This window comes from Pseudomonas sp. 37 R 15 (genome assembly GCF_900004865.1).
Lineage (GTDB): Bacteria > Pseudomonadota > Gammaproteobacteria > Pseudomonadales > Pseudomonadaceae > Aquipseudomonas > Aquipseudomonas fluorescens_AM.
Map to the genome: position 1 here is coordinate 1 of NZ_CVTV01000019.1, position 23590 is coordinate 23590.

The 23590-nt window shown below is 62.6% G+C and carries 24 protein-coding genes and 1 pseudogene; 12 read left to right on the plus strand and 13 right to left on the minus strand.

Annotated elements, in window-relative coordinates:
• From BFQ04_RS05230 to yegS, 8 genes are all read left to right on the plus strand, one after another.
• The coding region (locus tag BFQ04_RS05230) for a chemotaxis protein CheB (RefSeq protein ID WP_305887285.1) at nucleotides 1-565 on the plus strand (565 nt) is incomplete at its 5' end.
• On the plus strand, nucleotides 565-1305 hold the full coding sequence (locus BFQ04_RS05235) for a flagellar motor protein (RefSeq protein WP_065949886.1): 741 nt from the start codon (nucleotides 565-567) through the stop codon (nucleotides 1303-1305). The genes BFQ04_RS05230 and BFQ04_RS05235, both read left to right, overlap by 1 nt.
• A 142-nt stretch (nucleotides 1306-1447) precedes the next feature.
• On the plus strand, nucleotides 1448-2335 hold the full coding sequence (gene motD, locus BFQ04_RS05240) for a flagellar motor protein MotD (protein WP_065933782.1): 888 nt from the start codon (nucleotides 1448-1450) through the stop codon (nucleotides 2333-2335).
• A gap of 50 nt (nucleotides 2336-2385) precedes the next feature.
• Nucleotides 2386-3174 (plus strand): ParA family protein, encoded by a 789-nt coding sequence (locus BFQ04_RS05245; RefSeq protein ID WP_065949887.1) that lies wholly within the window; start codon nucleotides 2386-2388, stop codon nucleotides 3172-3174.
• On the plus strand, nucleotides 3174-3971 hold the full coding sequence (locus BFQ04_RS05250; protein WP_065949888.1) for a CheW domain-containing protein: 798 nt from the start codon (nucleotides 3174-3176) through the stop codon (nucleotides 3969-3971). Before BFQ04_RS05245 ends, BFQ04_RS05250 begins: the two co-directional genes overlap by 1 nt.
• Nucleotides 3972-4050: 79 nt before the next feature.
• Nucleotides 4051-4533 (plus strand): chemotaxis protein CheW, encoded by a 483-nt coding sequence (locus BFQ04_RS05255; protein ID WP_057721368.1) that lies wholly within the window; start codon nucleotides 4051-4053, stop codon nucleotides 4531-4533.
• Nucleotides 4534-4926 carry a DUF2802 domain-containing protein gene (locus BFQ04_RS05260; RefSeq protein WP_065949889.1) on the plus strand — a complete coding sequence of 131 codons (393 nt, stop codon included), beginning with the start codon at nucleotides 4534-4536 and terminating at the stop codon, nucleotides 4924-4926.
• 262 nt (nucleotides 4927-5188) lie between these two features.
• Nucleotides 5189-6109 (plus strand): lipid kinase YegS, encoded by a 921-nt coding sequence (gene yegS, locus BFQ04_RS05265; protein ID WP_065949890.1) that lies wholly within the window; start codon nucleotides 5189-5191, stop codon nucleotides 6107-6109.
• Here the strand turns inward: yegS and BFQ04_RS05270 are convergent.
• The 3 genes from BFQ04_RS05270 to BFQ04_RS05280 all read right to left on the minus strand — a co-directional run bounded on the left by BFQ04_RS05270 (nucleotide 6068) and on the right by BFQ04_RS05280 (nucleotide 8390).
• Entirely contained in the window at nucleotides 6068-6727 is a 660-nt protein-coding gene (locus BFQ04_RS05270) for a response regulator transcription factor (protein ID WP_065949891.1), read from the minus strand. The two genes, yegS and BFQ04_RS05270, sit on opposite strands and share 42 nt — an antisense overlap.
• The gene (locus BFQ04_RS05275) at nucleotides 6724-7617 is read right to left on the minus strand and encodes a sensor histidine kinase (protein WP_065949892.1); all 894 of its coding nucleotides are present in this window, start codon (nucleotides 7615-7617) and stop codon (nucleotides 6724-6726) included. Before BFQ04_RS05275 ends, BFQ04_RS05270 begins: the two co-directional genes overlap by 4 nt.
• Nucleotides 7618-7943: 326 nt before the next feature.
• Nucleotides 7944-8390 (minus strand): hypothetical protein, encoded by a 447-nt coding sequence (locus tag BFQ04_RS05280; protein WP_065949893.1) that lies wholly within the window; start codon nucleotides 8388-8390, stop codon nucleotides 7944-7946.
• A gap of 566 nt (nucleotides 8391-8956) precedes the next feature.
• Between BFQ04_RS05280 and BFQ04_RS05285 the strand changes: the two genes are divergently transcribed.
• Both BFQ04_RS05285 and BFQ04_RS05290 read left to right on the plus strand, forming a co-directional pair.
• On the plus strand, nucleotides 8957-9892 hold the full coding sequence (locus BFQ04_RS05285) for a chemotaxis protein CheV (protein ID WP_065888359.1): 936 nt from the start codon (nucleotides 8957-8959) through the stop codon (nucleotides 9890-9892).
• 40 nt (nucleotides 9893-9932) lie between these two features.
• Entirely contained in the window at nucleotides 9933-10736 is an 804-nt protein-coding gene (locus BFQ04_RS05290) for an MOSC domain-containing protein (protein ID WP_065949894.1), read from the plus strand.
• A gap of 49 nt (nucleotides 10737-10785) precedes the next feature.
• On the opposite strand, the gene BFQ04_RS05295 is transcribed toward BFQ04_RS05290, so the two are convergent.
• The 8 genes from BFQ04_RS05295 to BFQ04_RS05330 form a co-directional block, all read right to left on the minus strand.
• Entirely contained in the window at nucleotides 10786-11067 is a 282-nt protein-coding gene (locus BFQ04_RS05295) for a pyrimidine/purine nucleoside phosphorylase (protein WP_065949895.1), read from the minus strand.
• Between the two features lie 198 nt (nucleotides 11068-11265).
• Nucleotides 11266-11808 (minus strand): exonuclease domain-containing protein, encoded by a 543-nt coding sequence (locus BFQ04_RS05300; protein ID WP_065949896.1) that lies wholly within the window; start codon nucleotides 11806-11808, stop codon nucleotides 11266-11268.
• A 73-nt stretch (nucleotides 11809-11881) separates the two neighbouring features.
• Nucleotides 11882-13765: an acetyl-CoA carboxylase biotin carboxylase subunit gene (locus tag BFQ04_RS05305; protein WP_065949897.1), complete on the minus strand. Its 1884-nt coding sequence runs from the start codon at nucleotides 13763-13765 to the stop codon at nucleotides 11882-11884.
• A gap of 105 nt (nucleotides 13766-13870) precedes the next feature.
• The gene (locus BFQ04_RS05310) at nucleotides 13871-14632 is read right to left on the minus strand and encodes an enoyl-CoA hydratase/isomerase family protein (protein WP_065949898.1); all 762 of its coding nucleotides are present in this window, start codon (nucleotides 14630-14632) and stop codon (nucleotides 13871-13873) included.
• Complete coding sequence (gene atuD / locus BFQ04_RS05315; protein ID WP_065949899.1) at nucleotides 14629-15786, minus strand: citronellyl-CoA dehydrogenase; 1158 nt, start codon at nucleotides 15784-15786, stop codon at nucleotides 14629-14631. Before atuD ends, BFQ04_RS05310 begins: the two co-directional genes overlap by 4 nt.
• A gap of 17 nt (nucleotides 15787-15803) precedes the next feature.
• Nucleotides 15804-17420 carry an acyl-CoA carboxylase subunit beta gene (locus BFQ04_RS05320; RefSeq protein ID WP_065949900.1) on the minus strand — a complete coding sequence of 539 codons (1617 nt, stop codon included), beginning with the start codon at nucleotides 17418-17420 and terminating at the stop codon, nucleotides 15804-15806.
• A gap of 3 nt (nucleotides 17421-17423) precedes the next feature.
• Nucleotides 17424-18296, minus strand: coding sequence for an SDR family oxidoreductase (locus BFQ04_RS05325; protein ID WP_065949901.1), 873 nt, complete (start codon nucleotides 18294-18296; stop codon nucleotides 17424-17426).
• Between the two features lie 12 nt (nucleotides 18297-18308).
• Entirely contained in the window at nucleotides 18309-20087 is a 1779-nt protein-coding gene (locus BFQ04_RS05330) for an acyclic terpene utilization AtuA family protein (protein WP_065949902.1), read from the minus strand.
• Between the two features lie 153 nt (nucleotides 20088-20240).
• Here BFQ04_RS05330 and BFQ04_RS05335 point away from each other — a divergent pair, with 153 nt between their 5' ends.
• Entirely contained in the window at nucleotides 20241-20864 is a 624-nt protein-coding gene (locus tag BFQ04_RS05335; RefSeq protein ID WP_065949903.1) for a TetR/AcrR family transcriptional regulator, read from the plus strand.
• A 92-nt stretch (nucleotides 20865-20956) separates the two neighbouring features.
• Complete coding sequence (locus BFQ04_RS05340; protein ID WP_065949904.1) at nucleotides 20957-21745, plus strand: substrate-binding periplasmic protein; 789 nt, start codon at nucleotides 20957-20959, stop codon at nucleotides 21743-21745.
• 366 nt (nucleotides 21746-22111) lie between these two features.
• On the opposite strand, the pseudogene BFQ04_RS05345 reads toward BFQ04_RS05340, so the two are convergent.
• A pseudogene (locus BFQ04_RS05345) lies at nucleotides 22112-23086 on the minus strand (DUF6396 domain-containing protein); the annotation flags it as partial.
• Between the two features lie 89 nt (nucleotides 23087-23175).
• Nucleotides 23176-23590: DUF6396 domain-containing protein (locus tag BFQ04_RS05350; RefSeq protein ID WP_256544554.1), on the minus strand; the 415-nt coding region annotated here is incomplete at its 5' end.

Consider the following 23590-nt stretch of genomic DNA (forward strand, 5'->3'; position numbering starts at 1 on the left):
CAAGGCCTACAAGCTGGTCGCCATCGGTACGTCCACCGGCGGGCCGGTCGCCTTGCAGCGTGTATTGACCCAACTGCCGGCCAACTTCCCGGCGCCGATCGTGCTGGTGCAACATATGCCCGCCGCCTTCACCAAGGCCTTCGCCGAGCGTCTGGACAAGCTGTGCCGCATCAGCGTCAAGGAAGCCGAGGACGGCGACATCCTGCGCCCTGGCCTGGCGCTGCTGGCCCCGGGTGGCAAGCAGATGATGGTGGACGGCCGTGGTGCGATCAAGATCCTGCCAGGCGACGAGCGCCTGAACTACAAGCCGTGCGTGGACATCACCTTCGGTTCGGCGGCCAAGTCCTATGGCGACAAAGTTCTGGCGGTGGTGCTCACCGGCATGGGCGCCGACGGCCGTGAAGGCGCGCGCCTGCTCAAGCAGGGCGGCAGCGCCATCTGGGCCCAGGACGAAGCCAGCTGTGTGATCTATGGCATGCCCATGGCCATCGTCAAGGCCGACCTGGCTGACGCGGTCTACAGCCTGGACGACATCGGCAAGCATCTGGTGGAGGCCTGCCTCTGATGGATGTCTTGAGCCTGATCGGCATCACCCTGGCGTTTGTCGCGATCATCGGCGGCAACTACCTGGAAGGCGGCCACCTCGGCGCCCTGGCCAACGGCCCGGCGGCGCTGATCGTGATCGGCGGCACCGTGGGCGCGGCGTTGCTGCAGTCGCCGCTGAACTCGTTCAAGCGCGCCATGCAGATTCTGGTCTGGATTATTTTCCCGCCACGGGTCGACATGCCGGGCGGCATCGACCGCGTGGTCAACTGGAGCCTCACCGCCCGCAAGGAAGGCTTGCTGGGCCTGGAAGGCGTGGCCGATGCCGAGCCCGACAGCTATGCACGCAAGGGCTTGCAACTGCTGGTGGACGGCGCCGAGCCGGAAGCGATCCGCAGCATCCTCGAGGTGGATTTCTACACCCAGGAAAGCCGTGACATCAATGCGGCCAAAGTGTTTGAAAGCATGGGCGGCTACGCGCCGACCATCGGTATCATCGGCGCGGTGATGGGCCTGATCCACGTGATGGGCAACCTGGCCGACCCTTCGCAACTGGGCAGCGGCATTGCCGTGGCGTTTGTCGCCACCATCTATGGCGTGGCGAGCGCCAACCTGGTGCTGCTGCCGGTGGCGAGCAAGCTCAAGTCGATTGCCATGCGCCAGTCCCGCTACCGCGAAATGCTGCTCGAAGGCATCCTGTCGATTGCCGAGGGCGAAAACCCGCGCTCCATCGAACTGAAGCTCCAGGGCTTCACGGATTGATGGGTATGAACCCTGTAGGAGCGAGCTTGCTCGCGAAAATCGTCAACGATAACGCGTGCATCCCGGATGAGCGCGTTGTCCTTGCGTGTCTCGCGAGCACGCTCGCTTCTACAGTTGCGTCGGTTTGTGGAGGGGAGTGCCTGTGAGCCGTCGCCGTCGCGAGCCTGAAGAACACGTCAACCATGAACGCTGGCTGGTGTCCTACGCGGACTTCATCACCTTGCTGTTTGCGTTTTTCGTGGTGATGTATTCGATCTCGTCGATCAACGAAGGCAAGTACAAGATCATTTCCCAGGCACTGGTCGGGGTGTTCAACGATTCCGAGCGTGCGCTCAAGCCGATTCCCATTGGCGAAGAGCGGCCCAGGACGGTGACCCCGGCCAAGCCACTGGTCAACGACAGCGATGAGACTGCCGCCGGCATCGGCGGCACCAGCGACCCGCTCAAAAGCATCGCCGACGATATCAGCGCCGCGTTCGGTGACCTGATCAAGTCCAACCAGATGACCGTGCGCGGCAATGAGCTGTGGGTGGAGATCGAGCTCAATTCCAGCCTGTTGTTCGCCAGTGCCGATGCGCTGCCAAGCGACCAGGCCTTCACCATCATCGACAAGGTGGCGGCGATCCTCAGGCCGTTTGAAAACCCGATCCACGTCGAAGGCTTTACCGACAACGTGCCGATCAGCACCGCGCAGTACCCGACCAACTGGGAACTGTCCTCGGCGCGCGCGGCAAGCATCGTGCGCATGCTCGCGATGCAGGGGGTCAACCCCCAGCGCCTGGCGTCGGTGGGCTACGGTGAATTCCAGCCGGTGGCCAATAACGCCACGGCCGAAGGCCGCGGGCGCAACCGGCGCGTGGTGCTGGTGGTGTCACGTAACCTGGATGTACGCCGCAGCCTGACCGGCACCGGCACGGCGAATGCAACACCGGATGCGGCATTGAGGCGTGCTGGCACACAAACTGCACCGGCCCCTGCAAAGCCGCCGGTGCGGACAAGCTCCGTCAATTCTCCGTCACCGGCTCAATAACCCATGCAATGTCTCGGTCGCGCCTGTGCCCGCCGGGAGGAATCAACCGAATGAGAGTCTGGGCAGTTGCCAATCAAAAGGGTGGAGTCGGCAAGACCACCACTTCCATCGCTTTAGCCGGCTTGCTGGCCGAGGCGGGCAAGCGTGTGGTCGTGGTCGACCTCGACCCCCACGGCTCCATGACCAGTTATTTCGGCTACGACCCGGATGCGCTGGAACACAGTTGCTACGACCTGTTCCTGCACAAGGGCAGTGTGCCGAGCGACTTGCCCGGGCAACTGCTGCTGCCCACCAGCAATGACAGTATTTCGCTGTTGCCGTCCAGCACCGCCCTGGCCACCCTCGAGCGCCAGTCGCCGGGCCAGAGCGGCCTGGGCCTGGTGATCGCCAAGACCCTGGCGCAACTGTGGCAGGACTTCGATTACGCGATCATCGACAGCCCGCCGTTGCTCGGCGTGCTGATGGTCAATGCCTTGGCGGCCAGCCAGCAGTTGGTGATCCCGGTGCAGACCGAGCACCTGGCCGTCAAAGGCCTGGAGCGCATGGTCAGCACCCTGGCGATGATCAACCGTTCGCGCAAACAGGCGCTGCCGTTCAGCATCGTGCCGACCTTGTTCGACCGGCGTACCCAGGCGTCCCTCGGCACCCTGCGTGTGCTGCGCGATGGCTACCCGGACAGCATCTGGAATGGCTACATCCCGGTGGACACGCGCCTGCGCGACGCCAGCCGCGCGGGGCTTACGCCGTCGCAGTTCGACAGCAAGAGCCGTGGCGTACTGGCTTACAGGGCGTTGCTCAAGCACCTGCTGTCCCAGCAGCTTGTGGCGCAGGTGGCGTGATGAACCGTCCCGTTCAATTCAAGACCCGCCCGCAACTGGCACTGGAATCCTACCTGGATGCCTTGCTGCAGGACGCCACTGCCGAAGAACTGCCGGAACCGCTCCTGATGCCGGAGCCGGAGCCGGTCGTCGAGCCTGAAGCTGCGCTGGATGAGTTCCAGTTGGCGGTGCTCGAGGAGCAGGCCCGCGACGCCCTGATCAAGGCGGTGCCCGTGGTGCTGCCGACCACGCCTGAAGGGGTGGCGCCGGTGGTGGTCGAGCCGATCGTGCAAGTGCACCTGCCGCCGAGCATCACGCCGCCACCGGTGACCGGTGATGGTCGCCCGTCCTGGGCCGCCGAGCCGTTCGAATGCCTGTTGTTCGATGTGGCCGGCCTGACCCTGGCGGTGCCGCTGGTGTGCCTGGGCTCGATCTATTCCCTGGAAGGCCAGGAACTGACGCCACTGTTCGGGCAGCCGGAGTGGTTTCTCGGCATCCTGCCCAGCCAGGCCGGCAATCTCAAGGTGCTGGACACGGCGCGCTGGGTAATGCCCGACCGCTACCGTGACGACTTTCAACAGGGCCTGCAGTACGTGATCTCCGTGCAGGGTTACGAGTGGGGGCTGGCGGTGCATCAAGTCAGCCGCTCGTTGCGCCTGGACCCGAACGAAATCAAATGGCGCAGCCACCGTGGCCAACGGCCGTGGTTGGCGGGCACCGTGATTGAACACATGTGCGCATTGCTCGACGTCGCCGAACTGGCCGAGTTGATCGCCAGTGGCGCGGTCAAGACGATGGCGCAGAACAAACGCAGTTGATTGGACAATAGAAGGTCGTGCGGTTGCGCGGCCCATTAGCACACACGCCGTCGATAGCGGCATTTGAGGGGTCAGAAAGATGAACAAGTCAGCGTCCGCACAAGGTTTGGATGATCCGATCCTGCAATGGGTGACCTTCAAACTGGACAACGAGTCCTACGGCATTAACGTGATGCGCGTGCAGGAAGTGCTGCGCTACACCGAGATTGCCCCGGTACCGGGTGCACCGAGCTACGTGCTGGGCATCATCAACCTGCGCGGCAACGTGGTGACGGTGATTGATACCCGCCAGCGCTTCGGCCTGGCGCCGACCGATGTCAACGACAACACGCGCATCGTCATCATCGAAGCCGACAAGCAAGTGGTCGGGATCATGGTCGACAGCGTCGCCGAAGTGGTCTACCTGCGTCAGTCGGAAGTGGAAACCGCGCCGAACGTGGGCAACGAAGAATCCGCCAAGTTTATCCAGGGCGTGTGCAACAAGAACAACGAGCTGTTGATTCTGGTTGAGCTGGACAAAATGATGAGCGAAGAAGAATGGTCGGAACTGGAGAGTATCTGATTGTTCCTTGAGGCGGCGGTGATTGTCCTGGCCCTGTTGTGGGCCGGGACCTTGACATTCCTGCTGCGCTACATGCGCCAGCAACGCGAGTTGGCCCTGCAACAGGCCGAGCGTGATGTGGTGCGTGACCGGCGCATTCTGGAGCTGGTCAAACGCGTCGATCATTTCCAGCAGACTGCGGTGCGGGTAGGCGACGAGGTGCATGAACTGCGCGCGATTCTCGGGCCGTTGCCGGATAAGTTGGTGCAGTTGGAACAGCGCGATCCTTCGAACCTGTCGTTCGCCCAGGCGGCCAAGCTGGTGGGCATGGGCGCGACGGTGGATGAATTGACCCAGTCCTGCGGCCTGACCCAGGCCGAAGCGCAGTTGATGAGCAAGTTGCACAAGAACTGAGCACTGCTCGGTTCAATCCTGGGGGCTTTAACTGGCAGTCGGCGACGATCTGACGACTGCCTTCGGTCCAGTGTGGGAGGGGGCTTGCCCCCGATAGCGGTGGGTCAGTTATCGATGTATTCACTGTTGCTCCCTTATCGGGGGCAAGCCCCCTCCCACAGGGTGATCTGCTTACATCAGGCAATTTTCTCCCGTCACAGACTTTTCCACTTCCCCAAGGGTCAACATCCTGCAAGCACTTTGACTCAGGAGATACCCCAAAATGACCACCCCCAAAGCCCTGTTGATCCTCCACGGCAAACAAGCCCTCAACGAGGACGTGCGCAGCGCCGTGCAGAGACGGCGGGAGCTGGGCTGGGAACTGGCGGTGCGGGTGACGTGGGAGGGCGGCGATGCCCAGCGCCTGGTCAACGAGGCGCTGGAGAGTGGGTATACCCATATCATCGCCGGCGGTGGCGACGGCACCTTGCGCGATGTGGCTGAAGCCATGGCGCAAGCCAGCACCGACGCCAGCCTGGTGTTGATGCCCCTGGGCACCGCCAACGACTTCGCCAAGGCTGCCGGTGTGCCGCTGGAGCCGGCCGGCGCCCTGGCGTTGCTGGATGTCGAGCCAAGGGCAATCGACCTCGGCCAGGTCGGCGGGCAGATCTTCCTGAACATGGCCACCGGCGGTTTCGGCAGCCAGGTTACCGCCAACACCTCCGAAGACCTGAAGAAAGTCCTCGGCGGTGCTGCTTACCTGTTCACCGGGTTGTCGCGCTTCAGTGAATTGAAGGCCGCCTACGGTGAACTGGAAGGTCCCGATTTCCATTGGAAAGGCGAGTTGCTCGCGCTGGGCATCGGCAATGGCCGCCAGGCCGGCGGCGGGCATGTGCTGTGCCCGGGGGCGCTGGCCGATGACGGGTTGCTTGACGTCAGCATCCTGCCGGCGCCCCAGGAAGTGGTGGGGACCTTGCGCGAATTGATGAGCAACGGCTGGGGCCTGGACACCATGTTCGTGCGCGCCCGCCTGCCGTGGGTCAATATCAAGGGCGCGCAAGGCTTGTACATCAACCTCGATGGTGAGCCGCTGGAAGGCGACGATCTGCATTTCGAGGCCTTGCCCAAGGCCCTGCGGGTGCACCTGCCGCTGGGTTCGCCCCTAGTCGTCCAGGCTGATGATCTGCTCGCGCACCGCGAATAACACCAGGCCCGCCACGTCGAAAATCTGCAGACGCTTCATGATCTGCGAGCGATGCGCTTCCACGGTCTTGATGCTTAAACCCAGGCCGTGGGCGATTTCCCGGGTGGACTTGCCGCGCACGATCAAGCGCAGGATTTCCAGCTGTCGCGTTGTCAGGTTGTGGCTGTGGGGGACGGGCGAAGCCGGGCCCTGGCTGCGGATCAGCGCCTGGTTGATCACCGTGTGGGCGATGGCCGGGCTCAGGTAGCGTTCGTTGTTGCGCAACGCCCGCAGGGCGTGTTCCAACTCGTTGCCTGTCATGTCTTTGAGCAGGTAACCGTGAGCGCCCGACTCCAGTGCGCGCATGATCAAGTCGGGCTCGGTGTGCATCGACAGGATCAGCACCTTGCTCTTGGGGTAGGCCCCCTTGAGTTGCTGCAGGGCATCAAGGCCGCCGGTGTGTTTCATCGACAGGTCCAGCAGCACAATGTCCGGCTGCAGGGCGCGGAACTGCTCGAGCAATTGCGCACCATCGCTGGCTTCGCCGATCACGTTGTAGCCGGGAATATCCAGGATCAACGCACGAACGCCGGCGCGAATCAGCGCGTGGTCGTCCACCAGGAGCAGGTTGCAAGTCACCGCGCAACCTCAGGCGCGCTGGCCCGGTCGAGGTCGCGAGGCGCCCAGGGGAACAATGCGTCGATCCGCGTCCCTTTGCCTGGCCGGCTGCTGACGCACAAGGTGCCTCCCAGGTGGTCCATCCGCTCGTACATGCCGGCCATGCCGCGCTGGCCTTCGAGGCCTGGGTCGGTGGCCGGCGAAAAGCCCAGGCCGTCATCGCAGATCATCAGCGACAGGCCTTCGGGCAGGCGTTGCAGGCGCACCAGCAGGTTGTGCGCCTGGGCGTGACGGAGCATGTTGGTCACCGCTTCCTGGGTGATACGAAAAGCCGCCACGGCCATTTCTTCAGGGATTCCGGCCAGGTGTTGCCGGCATTCCAGGCTCCAGCACACCTCGGTTTTTTCCAGGGTCTTGAGCAGGTGCGCGCGCAAGCTCGCTTCCAGGCCCAGGCTGGCCAGCTGGCGCGGGTTGAGGATGGCGGACACGTCGCGCACCTTGGCCAGGGTTTCGTTGAGGGTATTGCACAGCGCCGTGCATTGATCCTGCAGCTCTGGCGGCAGGCGACGCTGCAGCCATTCGCTTTGCAGCTTGGCGGCGGTCAGCAGTTGGCCGATGTCGTCGTGCAGCTCGCGGCTGAGGCGATGCCGTTCGTTTTCCTGCACCTGCAGCAGGCGATCGGCCAATTCCTGGGGATGGAACTTGATGGATTTGCGCGAACGCCATTGGTGCAGGCCCACCACCGCCAGCGTGGCCAGGTTGAGCAGCAGGATCAATAGCGACAAGGGTGACGCGTGTACGTACGCCCAGGCGCTGGCAGACAACGAACACAGGCACAGAGCGAGGATGATGCGGCGTGCAGTGCTGCGCGACACAGACCTTGAGAAAAGTGGCTTGAGATTGGCGTACATAACGGATGAAGCCACTGAGGGTTCGCTGCGGGGAGACCGGTTGGCCGGGCTCTGTTTGGAATACGCTGCCGGATCGTGTTTAAACATGATGAAGTTGAGTCACTTCGAGCGGGGCATAGTACCACCCCTGTTACCGTTGGTCGCCTGATTGGTTTATGGCCCGCGCAAATACTCTGGGGGGTAATCCCAGAGTTGAAAAGTAAAGTTGTATTATTAAAGTTGGTTTGTATAGTTATCGCGTTGATGGCGAATGGATATTTACTCGTGCTTCGCCATTATCGGTCGTTTTTGGATATGTCGATTATTGAATACGACAGGTATAAGGCTCAAGCCCCGCGATGCAACGGTTGCTGCGGCTCTTGATTGAATTCCTTTTGCGGAATCTGCAAGGTCACTGTCGCGATCAACGCTGTCTGCTCACTCTCGTCCAGGGGCAGCTCACCGGTGCGCGTGTCGATCAGCTCCAGTTGCCAGGCCAGCAGCGTCAGGCAGTCATGCAACGCATCCAATGCCTGGTCATGCAGTTGCATGGGGTTCCGGGCGTTGGCAATGAGCGCTTGAAGGCGCCGTGAGAAATCGCTGATCGCTTGCAACGACAGGCTGTCGGCCTTTTCAGCCAGTTTGGCCAGGCTGGTTTTCATGCCGTCGATGGCGTCGTTGTCATCGCGGATCAAATGTAGATGGGTCAGGCACTCTTGGGACTTGGCCAGAAGCTTTTCGGCCTCCAGCAGAAACTCGGGAAGTGCCGTTCGCTGTGCGTTCGCGCTATTCATCGTGCATGTCTCCGCAACTCAAGCTCGGGTGATGAGATATCGCACCGGGTGAATGGCTTAAAGCTAGCGCTGAAATAGGATTGAGGCTTGTAGGCAGCTTCCGATATTTGCGTAGGACGTTTATTGAAATGCCCACGAAAGTCGTGCGTAACCCCAGCTGAGCGGGATGACACGACTTCAGTTGCCGATACGTGAGTGCCTGGGCGGCCGGCGGGCCTAGGGCTTGGGGTGGCAAACAAAAGCCTGACTCCATTCATGCAATGAGAATGGCGTCACATTAATGGCTATTAGATATCGCGAATATCAGGTCGGGCCTGATTGCGTATAGGGGAATCCCCTATGCAGTGGAACCGCATGTCGATTCGAGTGTCGCGCAGCAGCGCCACACTGCCCAGGAGGGGTAGGTGCAGTAAAGCATGATGTCAGTGTGACATCAATGCATTTACGTGGCATTTTACCGGGGTCAAGGTCTGGCGTTTGGCGCCGATAACTTGCGTATATGAACTGCGCACTTTCACAACTGCATTCTCTCAGCGCGAAACCCACCTGCACACCAGGAGCTCTTAATGGCCGGCATTCTCGACACGGTAGATCAACGCACGCAATTGGTGGGTGAGAATCGCCTGGAAATTCTCATGTTCCGCCTGTTCGGGCGGCAGCTGTTCGCGATCAACGTGTTCAAGGTGCAGGAAGTCCTGCAACTGCCCAAGCTGACCCTGATGCCCCAGCGTCACCCCTTCGTGTGTGGGGTGGTCAACCTGCGCGGCCAGACCCTGCCGGTGATCGACCTGTCCCAGGCCATCGGCATGCGCCCGCTGGTGCCCGGGCCCAACAGCACCATCATCGTCACCGAGTACAACCGCTCGGTGCAGGCGTTCCTGGTAGGGGGCGTCGACCGCATCGTCAACATGAACTGGGAAGCCATCCTGCCGCCGCCGGCCAGCGCCGGGCGCCAGCATTACCTCACCGCCATCAGCAAGGTCGATGACCAGCTGGTGGAAATCATCGATGTGGAAAAAGTCCTCGCTGAAATCGTGCCCTACAACGCCAAGGTCTCCCGGGAAAAACTCGAAGACCCGGTGCTGGAGCGTGCCCGTGGCCGCGAAGTGCTGCTGGTGGACGACTCCAACGTGGCGCTCTCGCAATTGCGTGACACCCTCGGCCAGTTGGGCGTGAAGATGCACATCGCCAGCGATGGCCTCAAGGCGCTGAACATGCTCAAGGCCTGGGCCGACAGCGGCCAGGTGATGACCGACAAGCTGCTGATGATCTTCACCGACGCCGAAATGCCCGAGATGGATGGCTACCGCCTCACCACCGAAATCCGCAACGACCCGCGCCTGCGTGGCCTTTACGTGGTGCTGCACACCTCGCTGTCGGGCAGCTTCAACGAGTCGATGGTGAAGAAGGTCGGCTGCGACAATTTCCTCTCCAAATTCCAGCCCGACAAGCTGGTCGATGTGGTGCGTGAACGACTGATGCTGGACGAAGTGCCCGCCTGACTTTAGGGTGTGACACTTTGTTCCCCAGGAAAGCAGGCTCATGCTCCGTCTCAGCGCGTTGTACCGTTACCCCTTGAAGTCCGGCAAGGCCGAGGCCCTGCAGCAGATTGGCCTGGACAAGCTCGGGCTGGAAGGGGATCGACGCTGGATGCTGGTGGACGAAGCCAGCGGGCGATTCCTCACGCAACGCGCCGTGGCAGCGATGAGTCAGTTGACTGCCCTGTGGAACACGGCGGGCGGCCTGACCCTCAGTTCGCCGGGGTATGGGACGTTGGACGTGGCACTGCCCGGCGCCGATGTGTTACGCGGTGTGACCATCTGGCATGACACCCTGCGCGTACCGGACGCAGGCGATGCAGCGGCAGCCTGGGTCAGCGCCTTCATCGGTAAACCGACGCGCCTGGTGCATATGCCCATGGATCGCGCTCGCTTCACCCAGCATGGTTTCGGCGAGGATGGCGATCAGGTGGGCTTTGCCGACGGTTACCCCTTGCTGCTGATCGGCCAGGCTTCGCTGGACGATGTGTGCACCCACATCGGCCGGCCGATGGACATGCTGCGCTTTCGCCCCAACCTGGTCATTGAAGGCGCCGAGGCTTTCGCCGAGGACGGTTGGAAACGTTTGCGCATCGGCGCTGTGGAGTTTCGCGTGGTCAAGCCCTGCTCACGTTGCATCCTCACCACCATCGACCCGCAGACCGGCGAGCGCAGCCCGGACCGCGAGCCGTTCGCGACCCTTCAGGCCTATCGCAGCACCGAGCAGGGCGCGATGTTCGGCCAGAATCTGGTCAACGATGGGGTTGGGCAGCTGGAAGTCGGCATGCCGGTGACGGTACTGGAATGAAAAATGCCCGTCTCGCAGGAGACGGGCATTTTTTTGCACCGGTTAGCATTCAGCCGCGGTATTCGCACAGGTATGCGGTGTCTACGGCGACCTTCAACTGGAACTTGCTGTTGGCCGGCACGTTGAACTGGCTGCCGGCAGCGAAGGTTTCCCACTCGGCATCAGGCAGTTTGACGATCAGGGCGCCGGAAACCACATGCATGATTTCACGCTGGGCGGTGCCGAATTCGTACTCACCCGGGGCCATGACGCCGATGGTGGCCGGACCTTCCTCGGTGCCGAAAGCGATCGACTTGACGGTGCCGTCGAAGTATTCGTTGACTTTGAACATGGGTGAATCCTCGGAAAAAGGGTCAGAGATTACGCCAACCGCTGTAGGAGCGAGCTTGCTCGCGAATAACCTGAGAGCACCCCGTTGAACCAGATGCGCTACGTTATCGCTGGCGATCTTCGCGAGCAAGCTCGCTCCTGCAGGTGGACAGCATCAGGCAAAAAGGTTGATCAGTATGCCCAAGCGTTTCAGGGCTGCCTAGACCGGCAAAATCAACGGCAGCAGGCGTGCCGTGTTGCGTGCATCTTCCAGGGCCCGATGCTGTTGGCCAGCGAACTGCATCCCCGCCAATTGCAACGCGCCATTGAGCCCCAGGGGCTTGTCCAGGCGCCGGGCCTTGGCGAAACGCTGCTTGAGGTTGACATGGGGCGTCTGGCCGAGCGCACTGGCCAGGCCATGGCGTTGCCATTCCAGTTCAAGCTGCACGCGATCGTAATCGCCCCAGCTGGCCCAGCCTTCCAGACGGGGCTGATGCTGGCCCAGCCAGCGTTCGAACAGCGGCCACACCTCGGTGATGGGCGCTGCCGCGTCGATGTTGGCCTGGGTAATATGGGTCAATTGGCGGCAAAAGGGCGTCAGCAGTGGCCGCCGCAGCGGTCGCACGAAGCGCTGGAAGTGATCCAGCTCGCGGCCCTGGCGGTTGACCAGGCTCGCGCCGATTTCGATGACTTCCATCTCCGTCACGGGCCAGCCGCCGTCATCCGTTGTGGCTTCAAGGTCAATAATCAGCCAATGAGGCATGCGCAGGTTCCCGTACTGTTCCTGTCCTGATGGGGATAGAGCGTAGCCGGGCCATGTAGTTCCGCCCAGGGGCTTATTCAATCTCCAGCAGAACCTGACGATTGCGCACTTGATCGCCGGTCACCACCTGCACGCCCTTGACAACGCCGTCGATGCCGGCCTTCAGCGGGTGTTCCATTTTCATCGCTTCGAGCACCAGCAAGAGCTGGCCTTTGGTGACGATGTCGCCGACGCTGACCTGTATGTCGACGACAGCGCCATCCATCGGCGCCTTGACCGTGCCGCTGCCGGCATCGACCTGGCGGTTGGCGACCTCGTGGGTGCGGTTCGTCACTTTCATGCCGGGTAACCACAGTTGGGTATCGTCAAGGCAGTAGGCGATACGCCGGCGGATGCCATCGAGCACCAGGATGGCCCAGCGGCCGTCCATGCTGAGTGGCAAGGCCTCTGCGCGCACCTTGTGGATTTGGCCATTGACCTCAAGGTCATAGGTGCACGGGACATGTGCGCTGTTGCGCCAGCCTGCCACGCCCTGGCGATGCTGGTCGGCGCTGTGTCGGTAAAACAGCGTGGCGGCCAGGGTGAGCTGTTCCTTTGACGGCACCCACGGCGGTATGTCGCCGAAATGTTCCGGGATAAATGCGGTGCTGAAAGCGCCCGCGATGAAACTCGGATGCTTGAGCACATCAGCCAACAGTCGCTGATTGGTGGTGACGCCGAGTAACACTGTATCTTCCACCGCCCGCAGCAATTTGCGCCGCGCCTCTTCGCGGCTTGCGCCGTGCGCGATGATCTTGCCCAGCATCGGGTCGTAGAACGGGCCGATGGTTTCGCCTTCGCTCAATCCATGGTCGATGCGCACGCCTGGGGCAGGTTCCCAGCGCATCAGGTCACCGGTTTGGGGCAGGAAGCCCTGGGTCGGGTCTTCGGCGTACAGGCGCACTTCCATGGCGTGACCGCTGAGCGTCACCTCAGCCTGTGTCAGCGGCAGGGGCTGGCCGGCGGCGATTTGCAGCTGCCAGTCGACCAGGTCAAGCCCCGTGATCAGTTCGGTGACCGGGTGCTCGACTTGCAGGCGGGTGTTCATTTCCAGGAAGTAAAATCGGCCGTTGCCGTCGAGCAGGAATTCCACCGTACCGGCGCCGACGTAGTTCACCGCGCGGCCCGCCTTGAGTGCGGCGTCGCCCATGGCCTGGCGCAGTGCCGGGGTCATGACCGGGCAGGGCGCTTCTTCGATGACTTTTTGATGGCGCCGCTGGAGGGAGCAATCGCGTTCGCCCAGATAAATCAGGTGGCCGTGGCTGTCGCCGAACAGTTGGATTTCAACGTGGCGTGGATCGATCAGCGCCTGTTCGAGGATCAGTTCGTCGCTGCCGAAGGCGTTCAGCGCTTCAGAGCGCGCCGTGCGCAGTTGCTCCAGCACGTGGTCCGAGTGCTGCACCAGGCGCATGCCACGCCCGCCGCCACCGGCGCTGGCCTTGATCATCAGGGGGTAGCCGATGCGGTTGGCTTCGGTGTGCAGGGTCGCGTCGTCCTGGGCGCTGCCCTGGTAACCGGCGATGCAGGGAACGCCGGCCTGGAGCATGGCGAGTTTGGACAGGCGCTTGCTGCCCATCAGTTCGATGGCGTCGGGGCTGGGGCCGATGAAGGTGATCCCGGCGTTCAGGCAGGCCCTGGCGAACTCGGAATTTTCCGAGAGGAAACCGTAGCCGGGGTGGATGGCGTCGGCGCCGGTGCGTTGGGCGGCGTCGAGGAGGGCGGCTATGTTCAGGTAGGACTGTTGTACGGGGGCGGGGCCGATGTTCACGGCCTCGTCGGCCATGCGCACGTGCAGGGCGTGGGTGTCGGCGTCGCTGTACACGGCGACGGTGCGGTAGCCCAATGCCTGGGCGGTGCGTTGGATGCGGCAGGCGATTTCGCCGCGGTTGGCGATCAGGATTTTTGTGAAGGCGGGCATTGGTTTATCCCTTGCTGATGGGTGTCTGGTCCGGCCTCATCGGGGGCAAGCTCCCTCCCACATTGGAATGCATTCCCCTGTGGGAGGGGCTTGCCCCCGATGGCGTCATTTGCACCACCGAGGCTTACGCTTGTGCACAAACGCCTGCGTTCCCTCAATCCCTTCCTCGCTCATCAGCGCCTCGGCAAACCAGTGCGCGCCACGGTCCAGCACGGCCTCAAGCGGCTCATCCACGCTCGCCAGCAACAAGGCTTTTGTCCGTCCATTCGCCCCCGGCGCGCACTGCAGCACTTGCCCCAATACGTCATCCAGGCGCTCGGCCAGCGCCTGCGCATCGTGCTCGACAAAATGCACCACCCCCAACCGTCCCGCTTCAACCCCATCAAACCGCGCCGCCGTCAGCGCCAGGCGCCGGGCCTGGGTCAAACCGATGCGCTTGACTACAAACGGCGCAATCTGCGCCGGCAGCAAGCCCAGGCGGGTCTCAGGCAAGCCGAACTGTGCCTTAGCGTCGGCCAGCGCAATATCGCTGACACACGCCAAGCCAAATCCACCGCCCAGCACCGCGCCTTGCAGTACTGCAACCACCACCTGCGGCAACGCCTCGACTTCCTGCAGCAAGGTGCCGAACGCCCGGTTCAACGCCTGCAACTGATCGCCCGCGCTTGCCAGGTCCTTTACGTCGGCCCCCGCGCAAAAGTGCCCGCCCGCACCGCTGAACACCACGACGCGTATCTCGCTGCCCAATCGGGCCATGGCCTGGCGCAGCTCATTGACCATCTCCAGGCTCATCGCATTGCGACATTCAGGGCGGTTGAGCGTGATGTGCAGCACACCGTTATGGGGTTCCAGCAACAGGGTATTCATGACTTTTTCCCGGGCAGGGTGCCCATCAGTTTGCAGAGGATGCCCAGCATGATTTCATCGGCACCGCCGCCGATCGACACCAGGCGCACGTCGCGATAAGCGCGGGCCACCGGGTTGTCCCACATGAAGCCCATACCGCCCCAATATTGCAGGCAGCTGTCGCTGACCTCGCGGCCCAGGCGGCCGGCCTTGAGCTTGGCCATGGAGGCCAGGCGCGTCACGTCCTGGCCGTTGATGTACTGCTCGGTGGCCTGGTAGACCAGCGCGCGCAGGCATTCGATTTCGGTCGCCAGTTCAGCCAGGCGAAAGTGGATCACCTGGTTATCGATCAGCGCCTTGCCAAAGGTGTGGCGTTCCCTGCAGTAGTCGATGGTGCTGTCGATGCAGTACTCCAGGCCTTTGAGCATATTGGCCGCGCCGAACAGGCGTTCTTCCTGGAACTGCAGCATCTGCATCATGAAGCCCGCGCCTTCCTGGCCGATGCGGTTGCGCTGCGGCACGCGCACGTCGTCAAAGAACACCTGGGCGGTCTCGGAGCTGTGCATGCCGAGCTTTTCCAGGGGCGGGCTGACGCTGATGCCAGGGGTGTTCATGGGCACCATGATCAGCGACTTGTTGACGTGCGGTTTGTCGTCGCAAGTGTTGGCCAGCAGGCAGATAAAATCGGCACTGGGCGAGTTGGTGATCCACATTTTGCTGCCGTTGATCACGTAGTCGGCGCCGTCCTTGCGTGCATGGGTCCTGAGCCCGGCCACGTCGGAACCGGCGCCGGTTTCCGACACGCCGATGCAACCGACCTGCTCGCCGCTGATGGCCGGGCGCAGGAATTCGTCGCGTAGCTCGTCCGAGCCGAAGCGGGCGAGGGCCGGGGTGCACATATCGGTCTGCACGCCGATGGACATGGGGATGCCGCCGCAGCGGATGCTGCCGAACGCTTCGGCGGCGACAATCGAGTAGCTGTAGTCCAGGCCCATGCCGCCGAACTGCTGCGGTTTGGAAATGCCCAGCAGGCCGAGGTCGCCGGCCTTGCGGAAGATGTCGTGGATGGGGAAGCGCCCGGCTTTTTCCCAGGCGTCCACGAACGGGTTGATTTCGCGGTCGACGAAGGCGTGGACGGTGCGGCGCAGTTCCTGGTGTTCCTGGGTGAAGATCATTTTTATTGTTCTCCTGATTAGAAGCGCGCCACGCCAAAGCTGTTTGGCTGCAACTGGCGTATTTCAGCCTCATGGCAAATATCCAGCAGCAAACCCAGGAGCGTGCGGGTCTCCCGCGGGTCGATCAGCCCGTCATCCCACAGATTGGCGCTGCCATACAGCGCGGTGGACTGGCTGTCGAGTTTCTGCGCGGTGACCTGCTCAAGCAGGTCCAGCGCCTTGGGATCGGGCACCAGGCCGTCTTTCAACTGCCGGGCCTCGGTGATTATGCGCAGCACCTTGCCCGCCTGCGCGCCGCCCATCACCGCCGTGCGGCTGTTGGGCCAGGCGAAGATGAAACGCGGGTCCAGGCCACGGCCGCACATCGCGTAGTTCCCGGCCCCATAGGAGCCGCCGACCACAATCGTGAGCTTGGGCACGCGGGCATTGGCCACCGCCTGGATCATCTTCGCGCCGTGCTTGATCACGCCTTGCTGCTCGGACTCGGTGCCGACCATGAAACCGGTGGTGTTGTGCAGGAACAGCAGCGGCGTGCGGCTCTGGTCGCACAGCTGGATAAACTGCGCGGCCTTGCTCGCGCCTTTGGGCGTGATCGGGCCGTTATTGCCGATCACGCCGACGGCATGGCCATGGATATGCAGGTGGCCGCAGACGGTGTGCGCATCGAACTCGGCCTTGAATTCAAGAAAGCGCGAGCCGTCGGCCAGGCGCGCAAGGATGTCGCGCACGTCGTAGGGCTTTTTCGGATCATCCGGGATCAGCCCCAACAGCTCTTCAGCGCGATACAGCGGCTCGCTGTAGACCCGCTGGGGCGTCGGCGGCAGCCGGTCATTCCAGGGCAGCAGGCTGACGATCTCGCGCACGATACGCACGCCATCGGCGTCATCTTGCGCCAGATATTCGGCGGTGCCGGCGACTTGCGCGTGCATCTGGGCGCCGCCCAGTTCTTCATCGGTGGCCACTTCGCCAGTCGCCGCCTTGAGCAGCGGCGGCCCAGCGAGGAACAGCTTGGCCTTGCCGCGCACCACCACCACGTAGTCCGACAGCCCCGGCTGATACGCACCGCCGGCGGTGGCCGAGCCGTGCACCACGGTGATCTGCGGCAAGCCCATGGCCGACATGCGCGCCTGGTTGGCAAAGCTGCGCGCGCCTTCGACGAAAATCTCGGCGGCGTAATTGAGGTTGGCGCCGCCGCTTTCGGCGAGGGTCACCACCGGCAGTTTGTTGTCCATGGCGATCTGTTGCAGGCGCAGGGATTTTTTCAGGCCAGTGGGGGAAATGGTCCCGCCCTTGATCGCGCTGTTGTTGGCCACCACCAGCATGCGCACGCCGCTGACGTAACCGATGCCGGCGATCAACCCGCCACCGGCGGCGCTGCCGTCCTTGTCGTCATGGAGTTTATAGCCGGCCAGGCTGGCCAGTTCCAGGAACGGTGCGCCGGGGTCGAGCAGCAGATCAAGGCGTTCGCGCGGCAGCAACTGGCCACGTTTGTCGAACCTGGGGCGGGCCTGCGCGGCCTTGAGGAGCAGGTCGTGTTCCAGTTGGCGCACGTGCTGGAGGCTGTGCAGCATGGCTTCGCGGTTTTGCGCGAACTGCGGGCTGTGGGCGTCTATCAGACTCTCGATGACCGGCATGCGCTAGTGCTCCGCCTTGAGCACATCGGGCAGATAGGCGCGGTGGAAACCATTGAAGCCTTCGCTTGGCGCCTGCGCCTTGTGCAGCGGCCAGGCACGGTTGCCCAGGCTGGCGGCGCCGTCGATGCGCAGCGTGCTGCCGCTGATAAAGGCGGCGGCGGGGCTCAGCAGAAACACGATGGCCGCACTGACTTCCGACTCGGTGCCGATCCGCTTGAGCGGCACGTGCTCGCGCAGGGTGGGGATCACGGCCTTGAACGCGCCGTCGTAGGTGTCCATGCCGCTGGAGGCGATCCAGCCGGGCGCTACCGCGTTGACGCGCACCCCGGCATGACCCCATTCAAACGCTGCGGTCTTGGTGAAGTTGTCCATCCCCGAACGCGCCGCGCCCGAGTGGCCCATGCCGGGCATGCCGCCCCACATGTCGGCGAGCATGTTGACGATGGCGCCGCCGTGCCTGCTCATGGACTGGTTGAACACTTCCCGCGCCATCAGGAAACCGCCGACCAGGTTGGTGCGCAGCACGGTTTCAAAGCCTTTTTGATTGATCGAGGCCAGTGGCGAGGGGTACTGGCCGCCGGCGTTATTCACCAGGCCGTGGATCGGGCCGTGGTCGTCGATGATCTGCGCGACCAGCCGCTTCACGGCGTCTTCATCGCGAACGTCACAGGCATGCCAGTGGGCGGTGCCACCGTCTTCGGCGATTTCCGTCGCCACCGTGTGCAGTTTGTCCGGCTTGCGCCCCACCAGGATGACGCGCGCCCCCAGCGCTGCCAGCTCATGGGCGGTGCAGCGGCCAATCCCGCTGCCGCCACCGGTAACAATCACGCTTTGCCCCTGGAACAGGTCGGCTTTGAAGATCGAGTCGAAGGCCACGGCGACGGTCCTTTAAGTGAGGGAATCTGCGATGTGTTGCGGCACGGCGATGGGGATTTCCAGCAGTTGCTGGGCAAACGCCTTGCCCTGGGGGTCGATGCGCAGGCTGGCAATGCCGCCGCCGCCGAGGGCGTTTTCCAGCACGAAGTTCAGGCTGTGGGTGCCGGGCAAATACCAACGTTCGGCGCGGCCATACACCGGGTCGAGCACATGGCTCATCCAATCGACAATCACTTCAGGCGTGAGCACTTCGGCGATCCACGGCAGGTACTCGGGATCGCGGGCAATCACGCCGATATTGCTGTGATTGCCCTTGTCGCCGGAGCGCGCCACCGCGAGTTTCACCAAGGGTACGCTGGCGTCGGCGCGGCCCTGGGGTTTGGGCGGCTCGATGGGCGCGGCAGGGGTGAGCGGCGGGCGTGCGGCGGGCAACTGCACGGCGTGGCGCCGGCCTTGGTAGTCGAGGGTCACGGCGCACTTGGGCTTGTCGATCAGAAACGAAAACAACCGGATCAGTGGATACACCGTGGGCCTGCCGCCGACGATCCCGGCCAACCCCGGCGCCATGCCGGTGGCAGCCTGGGCGATTTCGCGGGCGAACAGGGTCAGCGCCTGCTTGCTCGGGTGGCGCACCGCCCATTTGATCACCACCTCCCGACAATCCTGGCGCCGGGCGCGGCCACCATAAGTGGCTTCGCTGCCGAGCAGTTCGATATTCACCTCGGTGTAGGGCGCCCAGCCGCGTTGGCTGAACAGTTCCGAGGTCTTGTTGATGATGGCCTGGCTGACCCGGTCGGCCTTGGCCACCGCATCGATGCCGGCCAGCAGGCAACTGGCGGTGCAGCGGAAACCGTCGAGGTAAGTGGCGCTGACCTTGTATTGATCGGTCGGCGGCACGCCCCTGGCGCCGTGCACGCGCACGCACTGTTTGCCTTGTTGCTGCACCTTGACCTGGCTGAAATCGCAGATCACATCAGGCAGGCGGTAGGCGCGCGGGTCACCGATCTCATACAGCAGTTGTTCGGCCACACTGAGTTCGCTGATCAGCCCGCCGCTGCCCTCGACCTTGTTCACCGTGAACTGACCGTCGGCGCTGACTTCGACGATGGGGAAGCCGATGTGCTCATAGTCCGGCACATCGCGCCAATCGGTGAAATTGCCGCCGGTGCACTGCGCGCCGCATTCGATGATATGCCCGGCCAGGGCGGCTTGGGCGAGGTGGTCATAGTCGTGCCACGACCAGCCGAACTCATGCACCAGCGCCGCGCTGACCACTGCGCTGTCGACCACGCGGCCAGTGATGACAATATCGGCGCCGAGCTCAAGCGCCGCGCTGATGCCCGGCGCGCCGAGGTAGGCATTGGCGGACACGCACGCCGCAGGCAGCGGGGCGCCGGTGAACATGTCGGTGACCTCGGGCAGGTGTTTGAGCTGCGCGTGCAGGTCATCGCCGAGCAGGACCGCGATCTTCAGGGGCACCTGGGCGTTATCGCAGGCCGCTTGCAGAGCCGCCGCGCAGGCCTGGGGGTTGATGCCGCCGGCATTGCTGATCACACGGATACCCTGGCGCTGGATATCGGCCAGCAACGGCGTGAGCACCTCGACAAAATCCGTGGCGTAGCCGGCCTTGGGGTCTTTCAGGCGGGCGCCGGCGAGGATCGACAGGGTCACTTCCGCCAGGTAGTCGAACACCAGGTAATCCAATGCGCCGCCGTGCACCAGTTGGGCGGCGGCGGTGCAGGTGTCGCCCCAGAAGGCGCTGGCGCAGCCGATACGAACCGTCTTGCTCATGAGAAATCCTTCCTCGAATGGCTGGTTGCGAGGCTACCAAGCAAGCGCTTGGTTTGTAAACCCTGCACACAAGTTTTACCCAAGCGCTTGCTTGGGTGCCGGCCACGGCCTAAATTGCCCGCCAAGACGATAGTAGACATAAGGGAAAGCAGCATGGATGACCACCAAGCCCTGCGGGTGATGCGCACCATGGTCGACGGTGGCCAATTGACCGACCCCGAGAGTGCCCGGGGCAAGTTGCTGCAAACCGCGGCTCACCTGTTTCGCAACAAGGGCTTTGAGCGCACCACCGTGCGCGACCTGGCCGGCGCGGTGGGTATCCAGTCGGGCAGCATCTTTCATCACTTCAAGAGCAAGGACGAGATCCTGCGCGCGGTGATGGAAGAAACCATTCTCTACAACACCGCGATGATGCGCGCTGCGCTGGAGCAGGCGGGCACGGTGCGCGAGCGCGTGCGGGCGCTGATCCGCTGCGAATTGCAGTCGATCATGGGCGGCAGCGGTGAGGCGATGGCGGTGCTGGTGTACGAATGGCGTTCGTTGTCTGCCGAAGGTCAGGCCCAGGTACTGGCCTTGCGCGATGTGTACGAGGACATCTGGTTGCAGGTACTGGGCGAAGCCAAGGCTGCCGGTTATATCAAGGGCGACGTGTTTATCACCCGGCGTTTCCTGACCGGTGCGTTGTCCTGGACCACCACCTGGTTCCGTACACAGGGCAGCCTGACACTCGAAGAACTGGCCGAAGAAGCCCTACTGATGGTGCTCGAGGCGGATTGAGGCGCAAGCTATCAATTTACCGGCAACCGTTGTCTCTCCCGGGAAAAACGCCTAGCTTATCGCCATCATAGAATTCAACGGTGTGTGCCTAGATGTTTTCGCCATGGCGGCTGGCTGCAGGACTTACATTATGGGCGCTGGGTACCGCAGGGTGGACGCAAGCCGGCGCCGCGCAGTTGGTGAGGGTCGGCGCGGCGCATTTTCCGCCGTATACCGTACGCCCTGAGCAAGGCGCCGATACCGGGTTGCTGCCGCAATTGGTCGAAGCGTTGAACGCCGTGCAAAGCGACTATCAGTTCGTGCTGGTGCCCACCTCGATCCCCAGGCGTTTTCGCGATTTCGAGCAAGGCCGGGTCGACATGGCGATCTTTGAAAACCCCTCCTGGGGTTGGACGAACGTTGCGCATACCAGCGTCGATATGGGGCTGGAAGACGCTGAAATCTTCGTCGCCGTGCGTGAGCCCGGTCGCGACCAGCGTTTTTTCACCGACCTGGCCGGCAAGCGCCTGGCGGTGTTCAGCGGTTACCACTACGCCTTCGCGCACTTCAACCCCGACCCCAAGTACCTGGCCGAGCACTTCAACGCCACCTTGACGTATTCCCATGACAGCAACTTGCTGATGGTCGCCCGGGGACGTGCCGATATTGCCTTGGTCACCCGTTCGTACCTGAGTGATTTCATGGTGCGTAACGCTGACCTGGCGGACAAGTTCCTGGTGTCGGAGCGCATTGATCAGGTCTATCACCATTACGCGCTGCTGCGGCCCAAGGCACCGATCAGCGGGCCGGTATTTGCCGAGCTGCTCAAGCGCTTGCGTGATAACGGCCAGATGCTCAGGATTTTCGCGCCGTATCGGATTGATATAACGCCGCTGCCCTGAGCGCGCCGCCGATCAAGTGTGGGAGGGGGCTTGCTCCCCGATGGCGGCCTTGGAGCCGACCGGTATCTTGTGACGGCCCCGATCCAAATGTGGGAGGGGGCTTGCCCCCGATGGCGGTGGGTCAACCAACATCAATGTTTGCTGGGGCGACGTCTTCGCGGGCAAGCCCTAATGCCAGTCAGCCAAGGCTTTTGTAGGAGCGAGCTTGCTCGCGAAAAACTCACAGGCGCCGCGTTCGTTCAGCAAGCACGCGTTATCGTTGACGGTTTTCGCGAGCAAGCTCGCTCCTACAGACGGCGGTGTACGCTTAACTGACCGGCAGAGGTTTCATCTCCCGCAGCCACTTCCAGTTGGAATGCCTCAATGCTGGATCAGGGTTTCGCTGGGCTTTGGTGGCGGGACATTGGCCAGGCGTGCTTCCAGCCATTGCAGCTTACCGTCCCAGGCGGGGAGCTTGGCCGGGGGCAAGGGGAGGATTTCGTTGATTTCGGGGACCTTCGGGTCAGCATAGGAGTAGTCCGCGAGCAGACTCCAGATTTTTTCATAGCGCTCAGCGCGTTCAAGGTCTTCCTGTTGGCCGAGGTAGTTCAGCGTATCGGAGGGAGAAATATCTCTGAAGCCATCTTTCAACCAGCTAGCAGAGGTTTCGTCACCCGCCATCACTCCCAATTGGAATGCCTCAATTGCCTCCTGGTACTGCTCCTTATTTTTAAGGTTGACGCCCAGAGCGCCGGCGGCCTTGCCATGGCCCTGCTCAGCCGCACAGCGGCGCATCTGCCGAGCAACGTCCGGTGCAATGTCAATCGGCGCCAGTATGTCCCCTACCTCGTACTGAGCTTGGGCGCTGCCCTGGTCAGCCGCCTTACGAAAGTAACGCAGCGACATGGCCTTGTCCTGCTTCAACCCCGCCGAACCGCTCTTCAGGAAGAGACCGATAAAGTAGTACCCCGTCGCCACCTTTGCGTCGATCAGTTGCTGGCTCAGGCGCAGATGATCCTCACCACGGAGCGTGAAGTGGCCGCGCAGGGTGCCGTTTTGCAGGTTGATGTTGGCCTTGAAGTGGCCATTTTCGGCCGCAATGCGGTACAGCCGTTCTATCTCGGCGTCGACGCCTTTGTCCTGCTTGAGCAGGTTGTTCTTCTGCAACCAACGGGCGTACTGGAACAGCTCATCGGTCTCGGCGGACGGCGCAGGGATCTGCTCGTGTACGCAGGTGAAGGCCAGCCTGGCTTTGATCTCGGTCAGCGGGTTCACGGAGGTGTTCTGGGGCGGGTGAGTGGGGGCGCTGCCGTTATCGCAGGCGGCCAGCAGCAGGATTGTCAGCATTAGAAATCGTCGCATCGTTCGAGGTCCTTCAACGTCTTTTCGCCGTAAACCTCGACGCGGCCTGCGCTCGTTTTGGCTCCAATGCGAATGATGCCTTTCATGCCCTATCCCAACAGCTGCCATTCGATGCCTTCCTCATTGACCGTGATTATGTCGGGGAGCAAAAAGCGAGGTTTACGATTCTGGACACGCAGGGTGGGCATGATGTCGTTCTTCTCAAAACGGCGGATGACACCCTCGTTAAACCTCGAGTATGGATCGCGACTCAGGCGGGCTGCCTGCCAGTAGCCTGTCTGCGGACAGGCCTGGCCGCTGGAGCAGGTCGGCGCGGGGTAGCTGGCCTTGATGAATGCTGGAGAGTCGGGCGTGGCTCGGCCGCTCGCTGGCTCAAGGCGCTTGGCGTTGGCCAACTGCTGGATCAGCGCTTCGCTGGGCTTTGGTGGCGGGACATTGGCCAGGCGTGCTTCCAGCCATTGCAGCTTACCGTCCCAGGCGGGGAGCTTGGCCGGGGGCAAGGGG

Excerpts from the sequence above, each read along its gene's own strand:
- BFQ04_RS05305 (WP_065949897.1), bottom strand. The coding sequence starts at position 13,765 with ATGCCCGCCTTCACAAAAATCCTGATCGCCAACCGCGGCGAAATCGCC.
- BFQ04_RS05290 (WP_065949894.1), top strand. The coding sequence starts at position 9,933 with ATGCTCCGTCTCAGCGCGTTGTACCGTTACCCCTTGAAGTCCGGCAAG.
- BFQ04_RS05300 (WP_065949896.1), bottom strand. The coding sequence starts at position 11,808 with ATGCCTCATTGGCTGATTATTGACCTTGAAGCCACAACGGATGACGGC.
- BFQ04_RS05310 (WP_065949898.1), bottom strand. The coding sequence starts at position 14,632 with ATGAATACCCTGTTGCTGGAACCCCATAACGGTGTGCTGCACATCACG.
- BFQ04_RS05255 (WP_057721368.1), top strand. The coding sequence starts at position 4,051 with ATGAACAAGTCAGCGTCCGCACAAGGTTTGGATGATCCGATCCTGCAA.
- BFQ04_RS05285 (WP_065888359.1), top strand. The coding sequence starts at position 8,957 with ATGGCCGGCATTCTCGACACGGTAGATCAACGCACGCAATTGGTGGGT.
- BFQ04_RS05340 (WP_065949904.1), top strand. The coding sequence starts at position 20,957 with ATGTTTTCGCCATGGCGGCTGGCTGCAGGACTTACATTATGGGCGCTG.
- BFQ04_RS05335 (WP_065949903.1), top strand. The coding sequence starts at position 20,241 with ATGGATGACCACCAAGCCCTGCGGGTGATGCGCACCATGGTCGACGGT.
- BFQ04_RS05235 (WP_065949886.1), top strand. The coding sequence starts at position 565 with ATGGATGTCTTGAGCCTGATCGGCATCACCCTGGCGTTTGTCGCGATC.
- BFQ04_RS05330 (WP_065949902.1), bottom strand. The coding sequence starts at position 20,087 with ATGAGCAAGACGGTTCGTATCGGCTGCGCCAGCGCCTTCTGGGGCGAC.
- BFQ04_RS05280 (WP_065949893.1), bottom strand. The coding sequence starts at position 8,390 with ATGAATAGCGCGAACGCACAGCGAACGGCACTTCCCGAGTTTCTGCTG.
- BFQ04_RS05320 (WP_065949900.1), bottom strand. The coding sequence starts at position 17,420 with ATGCCGGTCATCGAGAGTCTGATAGACGCCCACAGCCCGCAGTTCGCG.
- BFQ04_RS05295 (WP_065949895.1), bottom strand. The coding sequence starts at position 11,067 with ATGTTCAAAGTCAACGAATACTTCGACGGCACCGTCAAGTCGATCGCT.
- atuD (WP_065949899.1), bottom strand. The coding sequence starts at position 15,786 with ATGATCTTCACCCAGGAACACCAGGAACTGCGCCGCACCGTCCACGCC.
- BFQ04_RS05250 (WP_065949888.1), top strand. The coding sequence starts at position 3,174 with ATGAACCGTCCCGTTCAATTCAAGACCCGCCCGCAACTGGCACTGGAA.
- yegS (WP_065949890.1), top strand. The coding sequence starts at position 5,189 with ATGACCACCCCCAAAGCCCTGTTGATCCTCCACGGCAAACAAGCCCTC.
- BFQ04_RS05245 (WP_065949887.1), top strand. The coding sequence starts at position 2,386 with ATGAGAGTCTGGGCAGTTGCCAATCAAAAGGGTGGAGTCGGCAAGACC.
- BFQ04_RS05275 (WP_065949892.1), bottom strand. The coding sequence starts at position 7,617 with ATGTACGCCAATCTCAAGCCACTTTTCTCAAGGTCTGTGTCGCGCAGC.